The sequence below is a fragment of the Natronoarchaeum sp. GCM10025703 genome (assembly GCF_042661985.1).
Lineage (GTDB): Archaea > Halobacteriota > Halobacteria > Halobacteriales > Natronoarchaeaceae > Natranaeroarchaeum.
Genome location: NZ_JBHSZF010000001.1, coordinates 2297092 through 2311129, shown reverse-complemented (window position 1 = coordinate 2311129; position 14038 = coordinate 2297092). Strand labels below are relative to the sequence as shown.

The following is a 14038-nucleotide window of genomic DNA, read 5'->3' as shown; positions in this document are numbered from 1 at the left end:
AACCGCTTATACGCCACGGACGGGTTCTCCCGCCCATGGACGTCTACGGACTCCTCGGCAACCCGGTCGGCCATTCGCTCTCCCCGCCCATGCACGAGGCAGGCTACGAAGCGCTCGGCATCGACGCCCGGTACGTTACGTTCGAGCCCGAACCGTCTGATCTGGAGGCCGCAATCGGCGGCGCACAGGCGCTCGGCGTCGCCGGACTGAACGTTACGATCCCGTTCAAACAGGACGTACTGGAGCACGTCGACGCCGACGAGTTGGCGCGGCGCATCGGGGCGGTCAACACCATCGACTTCACCGGCGAGAGGCCGACCGGCCACAACACCGACGCGGCCGGAGCGCGTCGAGCGTTCGAGCGCTACGATGTGCCCCTCGACGGCGAGACGGCCGTAGTCGTTGGAGCGGGCGGTGCCGGGCGGGCGATTTCGTTTATGCTCGCGGACGCCGGAGCAACGGTCCACATCGCGAACCGGACCGAATCGAGCGCGCACGAACTGGCGTCAGCGGTTCCGGAAGCCACCGGACACGGTCTCGACTCCCTGGCGGCGTTGCTGGACGACGCCACGGTTCTCGTCAACGCGACGAGCGTCGGTATGGAGGAGGACGCAACGCCGGTGCCGGCGGATGCCCTCCACGGCGATCTGGCGGTGCTTGATGCGGTGTATCGGCCCCTCGAAACCCGGCTACTGCGCGATGCCGCGGACCGCGGGGCGACGACGATAGACGGCGCGTGGATGCTCCTCTATCAGGGCGTCGAGGCGTTCGAGCGGTGGACCGGTCGGGACGCCCCGGTCGGTGCGATGAACAAGGCGCTCCGCTCGGAACTGTAACATAACCAACTCCGACATCGTCGGACGGCTTTAAGTGTGCCGACTGTCAATTATCAGGCAATGTCACTACTGGATAAGCTAAAGTCGCTTCTCGGACTCGACGAAACTAACGAGGAGCCGCGCCAGGATGTCGGCGTGACAGTCGAGCGGGACGTCGACGAGAGCGCACCCGCAACCGACACCGAACGCGCGGTCAAAGGGACCGATATCGAGCCCACCGACGAGTCTGTCGAAGAGTCTACTGCGGAAGACATCGAGGCTGACGCTACCGAGGAACCTGAATCGGGCGTCGCCGAGGAGCCAACAGACGAGGAACCGATCGATGAGGACGAGCTAATCGACGAGGCGGAACCCGACGAGGGCGTCGAACCGGAACCTGAAACTGGGGAAGACGTCGAACCGGAACCTGAAACTGGGGAAGACGTCGAACCGGAACCTGAAACTGGGGAAGACGTCGAACCGGAACCTGAAACTGGGGAAGACGTCGAACCGGAACCTGAAACTGAGGAGACAGGGACCGAGCCTGATGGCGACCTCGAAGACATCAAAGGGGTCGGCCCGGCCTACGCAGAGCGACTCGCTGATGCCGGAATCGAGACGATCGGCGATCTTGCGGCCGCCGACGCCGGCGACATCGCGGCGGAGACGGATCTATCGGAGACGCGAATCGAGAACTGGATCGAACAGGCAAAACTGCGATAACCCGCAGACACTGATTGAACCGGAAGATCATTATTCGGTGCGTTCCTTCCTGCAGACATGTGCACACCGTCGGTCGTAACTACCAGAGAGGAGTTCCGAGCGACGGCGATGGGCGTCGACGCCGGAACGCGAGTCCCGGTCGAAGTCCGGGTGACCGTCGACGACCCGTTCGAGGCCTATCGACGAGCGCGAGATGGACCGGACGGCGTCTTTCTCGAAACGACGGGCGGCCAGCCCGGCTGGGGCTACTTCGGCGTCGAACCGGTCGAGACGGTAACTGCGCGCCCCGACAGTACGGTCTGGGACGGGTCCGATGACGACCACGGCGTCGGCGTCTTCGGTCGCGATTCTCCATCGCTCGCCGCGTTGCAGGGGCTCCTCGACGGCAAGTCTCTCGTCAGAGGCGAGTGCGAGGTGCCGTATCCGTGCGGCGCGTTCGGCTGGTTCTCCTACGACCTCGTGCGGGAAATCGAGGACCTGCCAGAGCACGCGGTCGACGACCGGTCGCTCCCACAGCTACAGATCGGCGTCTACGACTGTGTTGCGGCGTGGGAAGAGCCCCGGGAGGGAGAGACGACTCTCAGGGTGACGGCCTGTCCGCAGGTCGATCCGGACGCCATCGGAGAGGCCTACGCGAGCGGTGAAGCGAAGGCAATAGCACTGGCGAGCGCCGCCCTCGACGGCGATCCTTCAGTGAGTGCGCCGCCCGTAGCGAGCGATACGGCGGAGTTCACGAGCGACTGCGGAGAAACGGCGTTCGCCGATCAAGTCCGGACGATCAAGGAGTACATCCGGGCCGGCGACACCTTCCAGACGAACGTCTCACAGCGCTTGAGTGCTCCGGCGGCGGTGCATCCGGTCGACACCTACGCCGCCGTTCGTACGGTCAATCCGGCACCCTATTCAGCACTACTTGAGTTTCCGGCCGCCGACCTTGTCAGCGCCAGTCCGGAACTCCTGTTAGAGCGCGACGGCGACCGCATCGAGACGGAACCGATCGCCGGAACGCGACCGCGCGGTGCGACCGAGGAAGAGGACGAACGCCTCGAAGCCGAACTCTCTGGCGACGAGAAGGAGCGGGCCGAACACGCGATGCTCGTCGATCTGGAGCGCAACGACCTCGGCAAAGTATCACGCTACGGCAGTGTCGAGGTGCCGGAGTACCGGCGCGTCGACCGCTACTCCGAGGTCATGCATCTGGTCTCGCACGTCGCCGGTGAGATCCGCGAGGAGGCCACGCTCGCCGACGCCATCGCGGCCGTCTTCCCCGGCGGGACGATCACCGGCGCACCCAAGCCGCGGACGATGGAACTGATCGACGAAGTCGAGGAGACGAGACGGGGCCCCTATACGGGCTCGATCGGCGTGCTCGGTTTCGACGGGCAGGCGACGCTCAACATCGTCATCCGGACGCTCGTCCGGCACGCCGAGGAGTATCACCTCCGCGTCGGTGCCGGAATCGTCCACGACTCGGAGCCAGAACGGGAGTACGCCGAGACACTGGACAAGGCACGAGCGCTGGTCAGAGCCCTGGACGAGGCACTCGGCGAGCAGGCGGCCATTGGCCTCGACACCAAGGCGGAGACAGTACAGTCCTCGCGGGACGGTGATCGGTCGTGATGCTCGTGATCGACAACTACGACTCGTTTGCTTACAACCTCGTCCAGTTCGTCGCGGAGGCAACCGCAGGTAGTGCCGGCGATATCGACACAGACAGCGTCGTTGTCCGACGGAACGACGAAATAGATATCCCGGGGATCCGCGAACTCGATCCCGAGGGAATCGTCGTCTCACCCGGCCCCGGAACGCCCAGGGACGCGGGCGTCTCGACTCCGATCTTCGAGGAAACCGAGATTCCGACACTCGGCGTCTGTCTCGGCCACCAGGCGTTGTGTGCGGCCCACGGCGCACCGGTAATCCAGGCCCCGGAGGTCGTCCACGGGAAGCCCTCGACGATCGGTCACGACGGCGAGGGAATCTTCGAGGGCCTCCCCAAACGGTTCCGCGTCGGTCGATATCACTCGCTGGCAGTCGAGCGCGAAGACCTCCCAAATCCGCTGTCGGAGACGGCATGGACCGACGACGAGCGCTCGATCCTGATGGCCGTTCGGCATCTGGAACGCCCACATGTCGGCGTCCAGTTCCACCCCGAAAGCATCCTGACGGGACCGGTCGAGCGCGACGGGGAGGGCACCGCGCTCTCGCTGTCGGTCGGCAAACGCCTGATCGAGAACTTCTGCTCGTTCGCGAAGCGTGCCGACAGAACCGAAGGCGGAATCGGGGGTCGATAGATAGATGCAGTACCACGTAAACGGGAACCTCGTCTCCGCCTCGGAGGCCACCGTGAACGTCCGCGACCGAGGGTTCATGTACGGAGACGCGGCGTTCGAGACGATGCGCGCGTACGGCGGTTCGATCTTCGAGTGGGCGGCCCACGCCGACCGACTGGCGAACACCTGCGAGACGCTCGGGATCGATCACGGACTCGGTGAGGACGAACTCCACGAACGGGTACTCGACACCCTCCAGGCCAACGAACTGGAGGACGCCTACGTCAAACTCTCTATCTCGCGGGGCGTTCAGCCCGGCAAGTTGACGCCGGGTCCCACCACGAACCCGACTGTCGTCGTGATCGTCTCCGAACTCCCGCGCGGCGGTCTCGAAGGGAGCGACGTCTGGGACGGCCCGGCGACCGTCCAGACGACGAAGACGCGACGTGTGCCGGACGCGGCGATTCCGGCGGACGCCAAGACGCACAACTACCTGAACGGGATCCTCGCCCGGAACGAACTGATGGAGTCCGCGGACGAGGCACTCCTGCGCGACGCCGAGGGCTACGTCGCCGAAGGGGCGACGAGCAACCTGTTTTTCGTCGGCGAGAGTGGCCTCTACACCCCGAGTTTAGACGGCCCGATCCTGCCGGGGATCACCCGCTCGGTCGTGGTCGAACTCGCCGACGACGCCGATATTCCGGTGTACACCGGACAGTACACCACTGACGACGTCCGGTCGGCAAAGGAGGCGTTTCTGACGAACTCGACGTGGGAGCTCCGACCCATCGAGAGCCTCGATGGGATCGAAATCGGCAGCGGACCCGTGACGACGCTGCTCTCGCGGCGATTCGACAGGCGCGTTGAGCAGCGTCACTACGACTGATAGGCTGTCCACGCAACGTTTAATCCACTCGGCCGAGGAGTCGGAGGTAGATGCAGGACGACCGAATCGCGCTCGGCCTCGATCTCTTGCGCTCGCTGGAGCACGCCGAGTTGAGCGTCGCCGACGCCGTCGACCGCCTCGAAACCATCTCGACGCATCCGAAAGTGACCAGAGAGATCCTCGATACCGCCGAGAAGCGCGGCATCATCGAGCGCGAGGACGGGATCATCCGCCCGAAAAGTAGCGAGTTCGTCAGCTACGAGAGCCAGGTCATCCAGAAAGACGGGGAGTTCGAGTGCCAGCGCTGTGGTGCCGGGCTATCGACCGGCCACTTCATCGAGTACGACTCGGGCGAACTCGGCCCCTTCGGCTCTTCGTGTATCCGGAAGGTCACCGGCCGCGACTGAGTTCTTCGATCAATCGCTCGATGGCCTCTCGCTGTTTGTCCAGGCGCTCGTTCTGATGCTCGACGACGGTCCGAAGTTCCGCGAGTTCGTCGGCGACATCATCCGAATTCGGGTCGTCATCCGCTGGCTCGAAGCCGACGTTCTCGAAGTCGAAGCCGTCGTCATCCGACTCTGCATCCGATTCTTCGGTCTCGGCCGATGGCTGGGCCTCGCTCGATTCGGCAGTCGACGCGGTCCCGGCCTCCGCGTCGCTCGAAGCCGTCGACCCCCGTTCGAGCGGGTCGTCGCTCGGGTCGGCAGTCGTCGTCTGCCCGTCGTCGATATCGGCTGTAGCGGCCTGGCCCGTAGCCGCATCCGCGGTCTGTGCCTGCGCTCCACTCGACTCGGCCGCTACTTCTGTCGCTTCGTTGTCGATCACCTGCTCTGCGGATAGCCCCTCCTCTTCCTCCGCAGACGGCGGGTTCGCTTCGAGCGGGTCGACGCCCTCGCCGAAGGCAACGCCGGCGGTCCCCTGCGTCTCCGCTGGCTCCTCCTCGTCGGACGCGTTCGCGGCCCGGAGCTCCTCGATAGAGTCGACGCCGTGGTACGCGGTTAGCGCCTCCGAAAGCTTGCTCTCGACCTCGCTGGCCTGATCGTTCGGGGCTTTGATCCGCTGCTGGCGGCCCTCTATTGCGAGGACGATCTGCGTCGCGACGCTTCCTCCTCGAACGTGAGGTCGGTGACGTCATCGTAGTGAAACTCCTCGTAGTCCTCGTCCCAGACTGCTGCGCCGATGTGCTTGACGAGTCGCTCGCTCGTGACGACCAGCGTTAGCTCGCTGAACCGATAGGTCGACAGCACCGTCTCGCCTGGATCGGTGATCCCGCCCGCGTTCATGATCCCCGCGAGAACGGGATGCAGTGCGTCGTCGCCCCGGTTCGATGGGAGTGTGAACTCCCGCGTTCCGTCGACGGGATATTCGAGGCTGAACCGCGTCTTCCGACGGCCTTCGGAGACCGTCAGTCGTTCAGCATCGTGCGGGTACGCCTCCACCGACTCGTCGCTCAACAGGCCCTCGGCCCGGTAGATCAGCGTTCGGGTCGGCGTGATGTACAGCTGGTCCTCCCCACCCAACGGGACTGTTGCGGCGACCGTTTCCCCATTGAGGGTGGATTCCACGACACCGGGTTCGCTCATGCACGGTTGTTCTTCCGGCATGGCTTAAAACCGCGGGCTCCGGCCGAACAGCGGCTGTGAACCAATGACACACGTAGCCGAGTCAGATGAGAAGGTTAAAGATAATCAGCGGACAACTCGGAGACGAGCCCGGGTGGCTTAGCTGGACATAGCGCCGCACTCATAGGGTTCAGAGATTCGGTGCGGTTCCTTGGAAACCTCTCATGTCCGTACGAGGACTGCCGAGCCTCGAACCTGGGACATGCGGAGATCGAGGGTTCGGAGCCCTCCCCGGGCACTTTCTCACAGACGTCGCGAACATGGGTGAGCGACAGCACCGTGAGAAAGTGTACGATACGCTCCGAACCCGCAGGATCTGCGCGAGCGTATGCGAGCGCAGAGGAGAGAAGAGCTTGCTCTTCTCGTCGTTCGAGCCCTCCCCGAGCACTTCTTCGACGACGAGTTACGAGCCGTGTGAGTGACGAGTCCGGAAGAAGCGGCCGGGACAAGCAAAGATTCCGTCGGTCTCATGCGAGATGCACGAGCGTAAGCCAGGAACGACTCGTTGGCGAGTCGTTCCGTGGTTCAGAGCCACCCCCGATTCTCATACGTCGGGCCTTGTGGAAACCCTCTGAAGTTGATGGGAACAGCGTGCTGAATACAGAGCGTGAATTCATCGGAATGCGAAATCTGCTATATGCAGTCGTTAGAGGCGCGTACCACTGCTAGACTCATATACCAAACGACACTTTACCGAGAGCCACTAACCCGTATATGCAGTCAACCACCAATGAAACGCAATCGTCGAACGCTGTTTGGAGTAGGTATCGTCGCACTCACACTACTGGTCACCGCCGCCGGCGGCTTGGCACTTGCACAGGATTCCGGGTCGTCCCCACTAGATTACGGCGATGATGACGACTCGATTGCGGAAAGCGACGTCTCACTCTCCGAGGAGGAAGCGATCGATATCGCAACCGCCGAGGCTGACGGAGACGTCGAGGAAGTCGAACTCGAAAGCGAGGATGGCACACCCGCCTACGAGGTCGAACTCGTGGCATCAAACGGCGCGGAAACCGAAGTCGCTGTCCACGCGAACGACGGCACGGTCCTCGAAACAGAGTCGGAAGACGAGGACGATGAGATGGAAGACGAGGACGAGGAGTCTGTTGCGCCCGGCGATGTCAGCCTCTCCGAGGAGGAAGCGACCGATATCGCAACCGCCGAGGCTGACGGAGACATCGAGGAAGTCGAACTCGAAAGCGAGGATGCCACACCCGCCTACGAGGTCGAACTCGTGGCATCGAACGGCGCGGAAACCGAAGTCGCTGTCCACGCGGACGACGGCACGGTGCTGGAGACCGAGACTGAAGACGAGTAGTCTGGCGACATAGGTGACCGGGTCGCACCGCCGCTTGGGTGACATACCGATCGACACGCCAACCATTTAGGTGGCTTCCACATACCCCTACATCCTATGACGGAGATCGAACTGTTCGAGCCTGAGACGTTCATCCGGGCTCTCACACTCCTGGTTACGACGGCGGTGTTCATCGTCACCGCGCTTGCCTACTACCGCACCCGGATGCGTCGCGTCCTGATCCTCGCGCTGCTCGCTGCATTACTCGCGACCGATCTCCTGCTGGAAGTCGGTGACGACCTCCTCGAGGAGGGCATCCCTCACTTCGAGTTGCTCACGAGCCTGTTCGCACTCGGAATCGCACTCCTCCTGTTGGCGACTGTGGTACGGCGCTTCGAGTGGCGACCACCATGACTCTCCAAATCCCCCGAGTCGGCTCACACAAACGGAACTGAGGACATGCACGATGGCTAGACGCCGCCCCCACGACGACGAAGACGATATCCTTGAGTTGGAGACGCGCAAGGAAATCTTCGAGTACGTTCAGGCAAATCCAGGGGTCCACTTCAGTCAGCTCAAGCGCGACCTCGATATGGAGACGGGACTCGTCCAGCATCACCTGCGCACTCTCGAGAACTATGACGTGCTCACGAGTCAGGATCACCAGGGCAAACGCCGACTGTTCGTCGCCGAGGAACTCGATGAGGAGGAGCGTGCGATCCTTTCGTCGCTTCGGTACGAGACGACACGTCATATTCTGCTGTTCTTGCTGGAGGAGGACACGGCCCGGAACCGAGCGATTGCCGAGGAACTCGGCGTGGCACCGGCGACGGTGTCCTGGCACGTGTCACGCCTCATCGAGAACGGGATTGTGTCCAAGGTTCGGGATGGCCGGACCACGTTCTATACCGTTACTGACGACGAACTAACCATGCAACTCCTGGTGCGATATCAGGAAAGTTTCGTTGACAGAGCTGTCGATAACGTACTCGATTTCTGGGGCTGACCAATCAGGCCGAGCGGTGAATATGCATGCGGAATACCGACCGGTTTCGGTGGTTCCGTCGCAACATACGGGCCCTGTGTTCAGCACAGCCGCTGAAATCTGTCACCGCTTGAGGATTTCAACAAGGCCACATGTCGGGAACGTCGGTGAGCGAACGCTCCGTGAGGACGTGCGCGATTCGCGTCGAAGCCGCGGGTTCACGTAAGTGAGCGCAGCGAACGGTCGAGAGTTCGGGAGAGCGTTGCTCTCTCGGTGGTTCGGAGCCTCACCGTTCACGCAGTCCGAGCAATGAAGACGGATCCAGTCAAGAAGGAGGTCGACTGTGAGGGGTGGGGCCGGTCGAGGCTGGCGAACACCCGACTCAGTCGGCGTCGACAGCGACTTCCAGATCGAAGGGGACGTCGGCAGGGGCAGCATCCGGAGCGAGGTAGCCGACGGCGAACGCAGTGTACACGGTCCCCGCCTCCGCCGGGAACTTGAACGTATCGACGACATCGCCGTCGTTGTCCTCGGTTGCGGGTCGGACCTGGAGTTTGTAATCGCCAGCAGGGACTTCGACCGTCCCGGCGGCACCGAACGGGACGTCCTCGAACAGCGGGTCGCCGCCGACGGTCACGTCGACGTTCGGTGCGTCCGGGGAGGCGTGAACGAGCGTGACCCGAGCATCGCTGCCGGGATCTGAGCGGTCGTCCTCGTACAGTTCAACGCTGAACGGCTGGTTTTCGTCGGCCAGTTCGCCGAGCGCCGCTGCGGTAAATGCACCGGCAGAAAGCTCGAGTGTCTCGTCGAAGACGACCGTGTCCGGATCGCCAGCCGCCGTGATCTTGATGTCGTACGTCCCCGATTGAAGACCGAGATAGTCACTCACCGTGCGGAACGGGACATCCTCGAGCACCGCGTCGCCATCGACGTAGACGTCGACGTTCGGAGCGTCCGGTGAGAGATGCGCAACGCGGAGTGCCGTGTCCTCCTCCTCTTCGTATCTGGCATCGACGGAGACTTCCAGATCGAAGGGGACGTCGGCAGGGGCAGCATCCGGAGCGAGGTAGCCGACGGCGAACGCAGTGTACACGGTCCCCGCCTCCGCCGGGAACTTGAACGTATCGACGACATCGCCGTCGTTGTCCTCGGTTGCGGGTCGGACCTGGAGTTTGTAATCGCCAGCAGGGACTTCGACCGTCCCGGCGGCACCGAACGGGACGTCCTCGAACAGCGGGTCGCCGCCGACGGTCACGTCGACGTTCGGTGCGTCCGGAGAGGCGTGAACGAGTGTGACCCGAGCATCGCTACCGGGATCTGAGCGGTCGTCCTCGAACACTCCGACATCGAACGGCTGGTTTTCGTCGGCCAGTTCGCCGAGTGCCGCTGCGGTAAACGTACCGGCAGTGAGTTCGAGCGTCTCGTCGAAGACGACCGTGTCCGGATCGCCGGCCGCCGTGATTTTGACGTCGTAGGTGCCCGTTGGCAGGTCGAGGTAATCGCTGACCGTGCGGAACGGAACGTTCTCGAGTACTGCGTCGCCGTCGACGTACACATCGACGTTCGGAGCGTCCGGCGAGAGGTGTGCAACGCGGAGTGACGAGTCCGCCTCCGGTTCGTCGGTATCGTCCGTCTCGTCGGTGTCATCGTCGTCATCGTTGTCATTACTTGCAGATGGTTCTACCTCTTCCTCAGGATCATCGCTGACACATCCAGCAAGGGAACCAACCACCGTGACTCCACCAACCGTCTTCAGCACCGTCCGCCGTCTGGGATCAGACATGTTCGTTTAGCGGAAAGGGTAGAGAGTGTATGAACAATTCCCCAGATGTTTCCAGTAAGAGACCCAGTTTAGTCCAAAATATTTCCAATATTTTTCCAGAATTGTTAGGAACGGCCGCACGCTGAGAGTCTCACGAACAGGCTACGGTTATCCGCCTCATCGTCGCACTCACAGCGCTGGGCACGAGCATCTATTCGACGACTCGGGGGCAATATCCCGCTTCGCCAGCACTGCGAGAACAGATCGAACTATCGCGCTGACTTACTCGCTGCTGTCGTTATCCTTCTTGCCGGTGACTCCGTACTCGCTGACGCTCTCTTTGAACTCGGTGAACGCGTTTTCGGCACTGACACGCGTCTCGCCGAGGGTCGCACCGAGGAGTCCGCCGATTGCCCCGCCCGTGCTCGCGGCGTTCCGACTAACGACGCCGCCGACCGCGGCACCGATTGCCGCACCGATCGCCGCGTACTTCGCCCGATTGAAGATCAGGTTGAGTTTGTCTTTCATAGCCGTAAATCAGGGAGATGTCATATAAAACCAACCGTTCGTACAGTCGTCTCAGTACTGATACACGGCGTTGAGGATGCCTGCCGTCTGGCCAATGTTGACAAGTATAAGCCCGAGGATGGCGGCCCACTCACCCGCAATCGCCGTCCCGCCGGCGACGTACACCAGCGCGCCGACGATGCTCAGAGCGCCGCCACCGAGATAGATGGCGGGTGCTCGCGTTACCTGTCGGCCCGTCTCTACAAGTCCGACGCCCGGAACGACCATCCAGCCAACGATGCTGAGGGCGAACAACGTGCCTGACAGGGAATCGACGAAGAAGCCAGCGACGCCGGCCGTCGTAACGACGAAACCGACGACGAGGACGCGTCGCCAGATCAACAACACGCCGTCTGCCATCTCCGACCACGAGAGGAGCGTGAAAACGGCAACGATGGTTGCCATCACCAGATTCGAGACGAACAGTGCGTGCTCGCTGGCCAGATCTAGATGGACGGCGGTCACGAACGTCCAGGCAAGCGGAACGAGCAGGGCGGGGCCGTTCTCCCGAAGGCGTCGGAACATACATACACCATTTCACGGACAGGTAATGAGGGTACTCCCGGGTGCTCAGTCGGCGGGCGCCTCCCGGTCGACCTGCGAGCCGCTCCGTGTCGCCACCCAGGTCACGACAGTCAGGACGAGCAGTGCGACTGCAAGCACGAGCGAGAGGTACATCGCCGTCCTGATATCGGCGAGTTCGGCGACGACCCCGACCACGAGCGGTGCGATGGCGAGGCCTGTGTAGGTTCCGCCGGTGGTCATTGCGCTGATCGGCCCGCTGTACTCGGGGTTAGCGTCGACGCCGTACGACAGCAGGGTCGGAAAGAGCCCGGAGATCAGGAAGCCGGCGAGAAAAACGAGGGCGAACAGGGGCCGGCCACTGATTCCGCTAAACGTGACGAACAGCACCGGAATCGACGCCAGCGTGAAGCCGAAGGCGAGATATAGATACCGGACGCGCTCGATCACCCAGGTGTTCAACAGCCGTCCGGGGATGTACGCCAGCAGATACGTCGAGAGTAACAGATTGGCGAGATTTCGGGAGAGGAGCGTACTCGCGTAGTAGGGAAGCCACGTAAAAAAGATGCCCTCGATACCGCCGAGCAGGGTCATACAGCCCACCGCACCGAGAACCGCGGGCCGGCGCACCAGCATGCGGAGAGCGTCGAGCGAGAGCGACCGTTCGTTGTCGGTGCTGGCCGGGAGCTCCGTGCGCCAGATAAGCAGGCCGACCGGAACGAAAAAGAGACCGAGAATAGCGTAGGTGACCCGCCAGTCCGTCACGGAAAGCACGGCGTTGACGAGGACCGGCCCCGTCACGGCACCCAGCGCCCACGCCAGCGAGTAGAGGGCAAAGATTCGCCCGCGACGACTCGGATAGAGATGGGACAGGATCGGTCGGTCGACGCCGCGGAAGGCACCGACTGCCGCGCCCTGCCCAACCATCACCGTGAGAAACAGCCAGTACACCGGGGCGGCGCTCATCACGAGGAGCGAGACAGTCGTCGCCGCGACGCCGACCAGAAGGGTTCGCTTGAGGTCGATCCGACCGGAGACGAAGCCGATGGCGACGATTGCGACGACGAAACCCACCGTGCCGGCGGGCGCGACCAGTCCAAGGAGCCCCTCGGAGACGCCAAACGAGGTCTGGAAACTCTCCAGAAGCGCCCCGCGTATCTGGGTCGCGACGGCATCGCCCATCACGAACAGGAAGATTGCGACGACCCAGACGCGGCGGGAGTTCATCTATCTGCCGTCGCGGGCGTCAGGAAAAGGAGGTTTCGGAATGGTCGACCCACTTCTGGCGTCGAAGAGGGAGTTGCGACGGTCGAGACGACGCTACGCCCGCACCCGGATCAGCACCACTCCTCGTACTGGTGAACCCGCGCGGGATTGAGCGGCCTGGGCTCCCGGTCGGTGTCGTCGTAGGCGTCGTGGTGATCCGTATGGGAGATGTCCAGGCCGCCTTCGGGGTCGTACTCCCGGGGCATGATCGACCGGGCGCGCTTCTCGTTCCACGAACTCACTTTGTCCAGGACTGGCTCACGTTCGAGGTCGCCGAGTTCGAGCGCATCACTGGCCTGTTCGACGGCGCGTTCGCCGCGTTCGGTCCGGGCGATCAGCGTCGTCTTTCCGTCCCCGCTACCGACGCTTCCGGCGGTGATGTCGGCCGCGCCGCCGACGAAGTCCGTACACTCGTCACAGCCGTCCAGCCCGGCCTGTCCGAACTCGTCGACGTCCTCGCCGAACAGCGTCTCGCCGTCGGCGTCGTAACCGATGAGGGTCCCGCCGTTGACGTCGAGTTTCTCGACTGCGGCAGGTTCGACGCCCAGTTCGGCGATGGCGTCCCGAAGCCGTCGAGACTCGAAGGCGCGGGTACACATCAGCGAGACGGTCAGCGCTATCTCGTCGAGTTCGCCGTCGTAGCCGTACTCCCCGAGCGCCGTCGCGCCCTCGATGACACAGGGCGTCCCGACGACGGCGATATCCGGATCGTCGAGGTCGGCGGCATCGAGTAGCTCCTCGATCCGACCGACCTGCATCGTCTGGTTGTAGAAGCTTCCGGCGTTGTCGACCAGTTCCTCGCGGCTGGTAGCCAGGAACGCCTCGCCGTGGAGCGGTTCGTCGCCCTCGGTGGCGACTATCGCGCCGTCGATCTCCCCGGCGTCGAGCAGTTGGGCGAGCAGCGTCGTGACCGCGCCACCGTCCTGTCCGGCGTCGGCCGTGGCTGCATCGACAGCCTGCGCGCTGTAGGTGCCGCCGACGTCGTCGGGAATCGACGACTGGACGTCCTTGACCAGTCGTTCGTAGCGCATTCCGCTGCGCGGGCAGTAGTCCCAGCACCGCGAACAGCCGGTACACATCTTCACGAGCGTCGGGCGCTCCATCTCGCTGTCGATGCCGATGGAGTCGGCGGGACAGGCGGCAACACAGGTCCCACACTGCGTACAGCGGTCGGACTCGATGACCGCCTCGTCGAGGTCGCGGAACCAGGTCTTGCCCGGCGGTGCCGTCGATTCCGCGGCGGTCTCGCGGGGGTCCTGACCCTTGGTCGGAACCGTTCGGTTGGTGGTTTCGGGAACGCCGGGCTCTCGTCGTGACATA

The 14038-nt window shown here is 63.2% G+C and carries 17 protein-coding genes and 1 tRNA gene; 11 read left to right on the top strand and 7 right to left on the bottom strand.

What is annotated here, in order from left to right; all coding sequences use genetic code 11:
• Nucleotides 1-35: 35 nt before the first annotated feature.
• The 6 genes from ACFQH2_RS12880 to ACFQH2_RS12855 are packed head-to-tail and all read left to right on the top strand — an operon-like array spanning nt 36 to nt 5101.
• On the top strand, nt 36-836 hold the full coding sequence (locus tag ACFQH2_RS12880) for a shikimate dehydrogenase (RefSeq protein WP_377054208.1): 801 nt from the start codon (nt 36-38) through the stop codon (nt 834-836).
• Between the two features lie 60 nt (nt 837-896).
• A complete protein-coding gene (locus tag ACFQH2_RS12875) occupies nt 897-1538 on the top strand; it encodes a helix-hairpin-helix domain-containing protein (protein WP_377054206.1) in 642 nt (213 codons plus the stop codon).
• Nucleotides 1539-1595: 57 nt separating this feature from the next.
• Nucleotides 1596-3158 (top strand): aminodeoxychorismate synthase, component I, encoded by a 1563-nt coding sequence (gene pabB, locus ACFQH2_RS12870; protein WP_377054204.1) that lies wholly within the window; start codon nt 1596-1598, stop codon nt 3156-3158.
• Nucleotides 3158-3829, top strand: coding sequence for an anthranilate synthase component II (locus ACFQH2_RS12865; RefSeq protein ID WP_377054202.1), 672 nt, complete (start codon nt 3158-3160; stop codon nt 3827-3829). The genes pabB and ACFQH2_RS12865 overlap by 1 nt, the downstream gene beginning before the upstream one ends.
• Before the next feature lie 4 nt (nt 3830-3833).
• On the top strand, nt 3834-4694 hold the full coding sequence (locus ACFQH2_RS12860) for an aminotransferase class IV (RefSeq protein WP_377054200.1): 861 nt from the start codon (nt 3834-3836) through the stop codon (nt 4692-4694).
• A 50-nt stretch (nt 4695-4744) separates the two neighbouring features.
• Nucleotides 4745-5101, top strand: a complete 357-nt coding sequence (locus ACFQH2_RS12855; protein WP_377054198.1) for a DUF5830 family protein — start codon at nt 4745-4747, stop codon at nt 5099-5101.
• Here ACFQH2_RS12855 and ACFQH2_RS19870 read toward each other — a convergent pair.
• Complete coding sequence (locus ACFQH2_RS19870; protein ID WP_417579651.1) at nt 5085-5519, bottom strand: hypothetical protein; 435 nt, start codon at nt 5517-5519, stop codon at nt 5085-5087. The genes ACFQH2_RS12855 and ACFQH2_RS19870 overlap by 17 nt on opposite strands.
• Between ACFQH2_RS19870 and ACFQH2_RS19865 the strand changes: the two genes are divergently transcribed.
• Complete coding sequence (locus ACFQH2_RS19865) at nt 5509-5733, top strand: hypothetical protein (RefSeq protein WP_417579648.1); 225 nt, start codon at nt 5509-5511, stop codon at nt 5731-5733. The genes ACFQH2_RS19870 and ACFQH2_RS19865 overlap by 11 nt on opposite strands.
• Nucleotides 5734-5767: 34 nt before the next feature.
• Here the strand turns inward: ACFQH2_RS19865 and ACFQH2_RS19860 are convergent, their stop codons facing one another.
• On the bottom strand, nt 5768-6277 hold the full coding sequence (locus ACFQH2_RS19860; protein WP_417579645.1) for a hypothetical protein: 510 nt from the start codon (nt 6275-6277) through the stop codon (nt 5768-5770).
• Between the two features lie 127 nt (nt 6278-6404).
• Between ACFQH2_RS19860 and ACFQH2_RS12845 the strand changes: the two genes are divergently transcribed.
• From ACFQH2_RS12845 to ACFQH2_RS12830, 4 genes are all read left to right on the top strand, one after another.
• Nucleotides 6405-6554 (top strand) — tRNA-Met (locus tag ACFQH2_RS12845).
• 492 nt (nt 6555-7046) lie between these two features.
• Nucleotides 7047-7637 (top strand): PepSY domain-containing protein, encoded by a 591-nt coding sequence (locus ACFQH2_RS12840; RefSeq protein WP_377054194.1) that lies wholly within the window; start codon nt 7047-7049, stop codon nt 7635-7637.
• A 96-nt stretch (nt 7638-7733) separates the two neighbouring features.
• Nucleotides 7734-8030 (top strand): hypothetical protein, encoded by a 297-nt coding sequence (locus tag ACFQH2_RS12835; protein ID WP_377054192.1) that lies wholly within the window; start codon nt 7734-7736, stop codon nt 8028-8030.
• Between the two features lie 52 nt (nt 8031-8082).
• Entirely contained in the window at nt 8083-8622 is a 540-nt protein-coding gene (locus ACFQH2_RS12830) for a winged helix-turn-helix transcriptional regulator (RefSeq protein WP_377054190.1), read from the top strand.
• A 361-nt stretch (nt 8623-8983) separates the two neighbouring features.
• On the opposite strand, the gene ACFQH2_RS12825 is transcribed toward ACFQH2_RS12830, so the two are convergent.
• The 5 genes from ACFQH2_RS12825 to ACFQH2_RS12805 all read right to left on the bottom strand — a co-directional run bounded on the left by ACFQH2_RS12825 (nt 8984) and on the right by ACFQH2_RS12805 (nt 14037).
• Entirely contained in the window at nt 8984-10384 is a 1401-nt protein-coding gene (locus tag ACFQH2_RS12825; RefSeq protein WP_377054188.1) for a DUF4397 domain-containing protein, read from the bottom strand.
• Between the two features lie 261 nt (nt 10385-10645).
• On the bottom strand, nt 10646-10891 hold the full coding sequence (locus ACFQH2_RS12820; protein WP_377054186.1) for a hypothetical protein: 246 nt from the start codon (nt 10889-10891) through the stop codon (nt 10646-10648).
• Nucleotides 10892-10942: 51 nt separating this feature from the next.
• Nucleotides 10943-11455 (bottom strand): hypothetical protein, encoded by a 513-nt coding sequence (locus tag ACFQH2_RS12815; RefSeq protein WP_377054184.1) that lies wholly within the window; start codon nt 11453-11455, stop codon nt 10943-10945.
• A 45-nt stretch (nt 11456-11500) separates the two neighbouring features.
• Nucleotides 11501-12679, bottom strand: a complete 1179-nt coding sequence (locus tag ACFQH2_RS12810) for an MFS transporter (protein ID WP_377054182.1) — start codon at nt 12677-12679, stop codon at nt 11501-11503.
• 110 nt (nt 12680-12789) lie between these two features.
• A complete protein-coding gene (locus ACFQH2_RS12805) occupies nt 12790-14037 on the bottom strand; it encodes a Coenzyme F420 hydrogenase/dehydrogenase, beta subunit C-terminal domain (RefSeq protein ID WP_377054180.1) in 1248 nt (415 codons plus the stop codon).
• Nucleotide 14038 lies beyond the last annotated feature (1 nt).

Coding starts and splice junctions, on each gene's coding strand:
- ACFQH2_RS12880 (WP_377054208.1), top strand. CDS start 36: ATGGACGTCTACGGACTCCTCGGCAACCCGGTCGGCCATTCGCTCTCC.
- ACFQH2_RS12875 (WP_377054206.1), top strand. CDS start 897: ATGTCACTACTGGATAAGCTAAAGTCGCTTCTCGGACTCGACGAAACT.
- pabB (WP_377054204.1), top strand. CDS start 1,596: ATGTGCACACCGTCGGTCGTAACTACCAGAGAGGAGTTCCGAGCGACG.
- ACFQH2_RS12865 (WP_377054202.1), top strand. CDS start 3,158: ATGCTCGTGATCGACAACTACGACTCGTTTGCTTACAACCTCGTCCAG.
- ACFQH2_RS12860 (WP_377054200.1), top strand. CDS start 3,834: ATGCAGTACCACGTAAACGGGAACCTCGTCTCCGCCTCGGAGGCCACC.
- ACFQH2_RS12855 (WP_377054198.1), top strand. CDS start 4,745: ATGCAGGACGACCGAATCGCGCTCGGCCTCGATCTCTTGCGCTCGCTG.
- ACFQH2_RS19860 (WP_417579645.1), bottom strand. CDS start 6,277: ATGAGCGAACCCGGTGTCGTGGAATCCACCCTCAATGGGGAAACGGTC.
- ACFQH2_RS12840 (WP_377054194.1), top strand. CDS start 7,047: ATGAAACGCAATCGTCGAACGCTGTTTGGAGTAGGTATCGTCGCACTC.
- ACFQH2_RS12835 (WP_377054192.1), top strand. CDS start 7,734: ATGACGGAGATCGAACTGTTCGAGCCTGAGACGTTCATCCGGGCTCTC.
- ACFQH2_RS12830 (WP_377054190.1), top strand. CDS start 8,083: ATGGCTAGACGCCGCCCCCACGACGACGAAGACGATATCCTTGAGTTG.
- ACFQH2_RS12825 (WP_377054188.1), bottom strand. CDS start 10,384: ATGTCTGATCCCAGACGGCGGACGGTGCTGAAGACGGTTGGTGGAGTC.
- ACFQH2_RS12820 (WP_377054186.1), bottom strand. CDS start 10,891: ATGAAAGACAAACTCAACCTGATCTTCAATCGGGCGAAGTACGCGGCG.
- ACFQH2_RS12815 (WP_377054184.1), bottom strand. CDS start 11,455: ATGTTCCGACGCCTTCGGGAGAACGGCCCCGCCCTGCTCGTTCCGCTT.
- ACFQH2_RS12810 (WP_377054182.1), bottom strand. CDS start 12,679: ATGAACTCCCGCCGCGTCTGGGTCGTCGCAATCTTCCTGTTCGTGATG.
- ACFQH2_RS12805 (WP_377054180.1), bottom strand. CDS start 14,037: ATGTCACGACGAGAGCCCGGCGTTCCCGAAACCACCAACCGAACGGTT.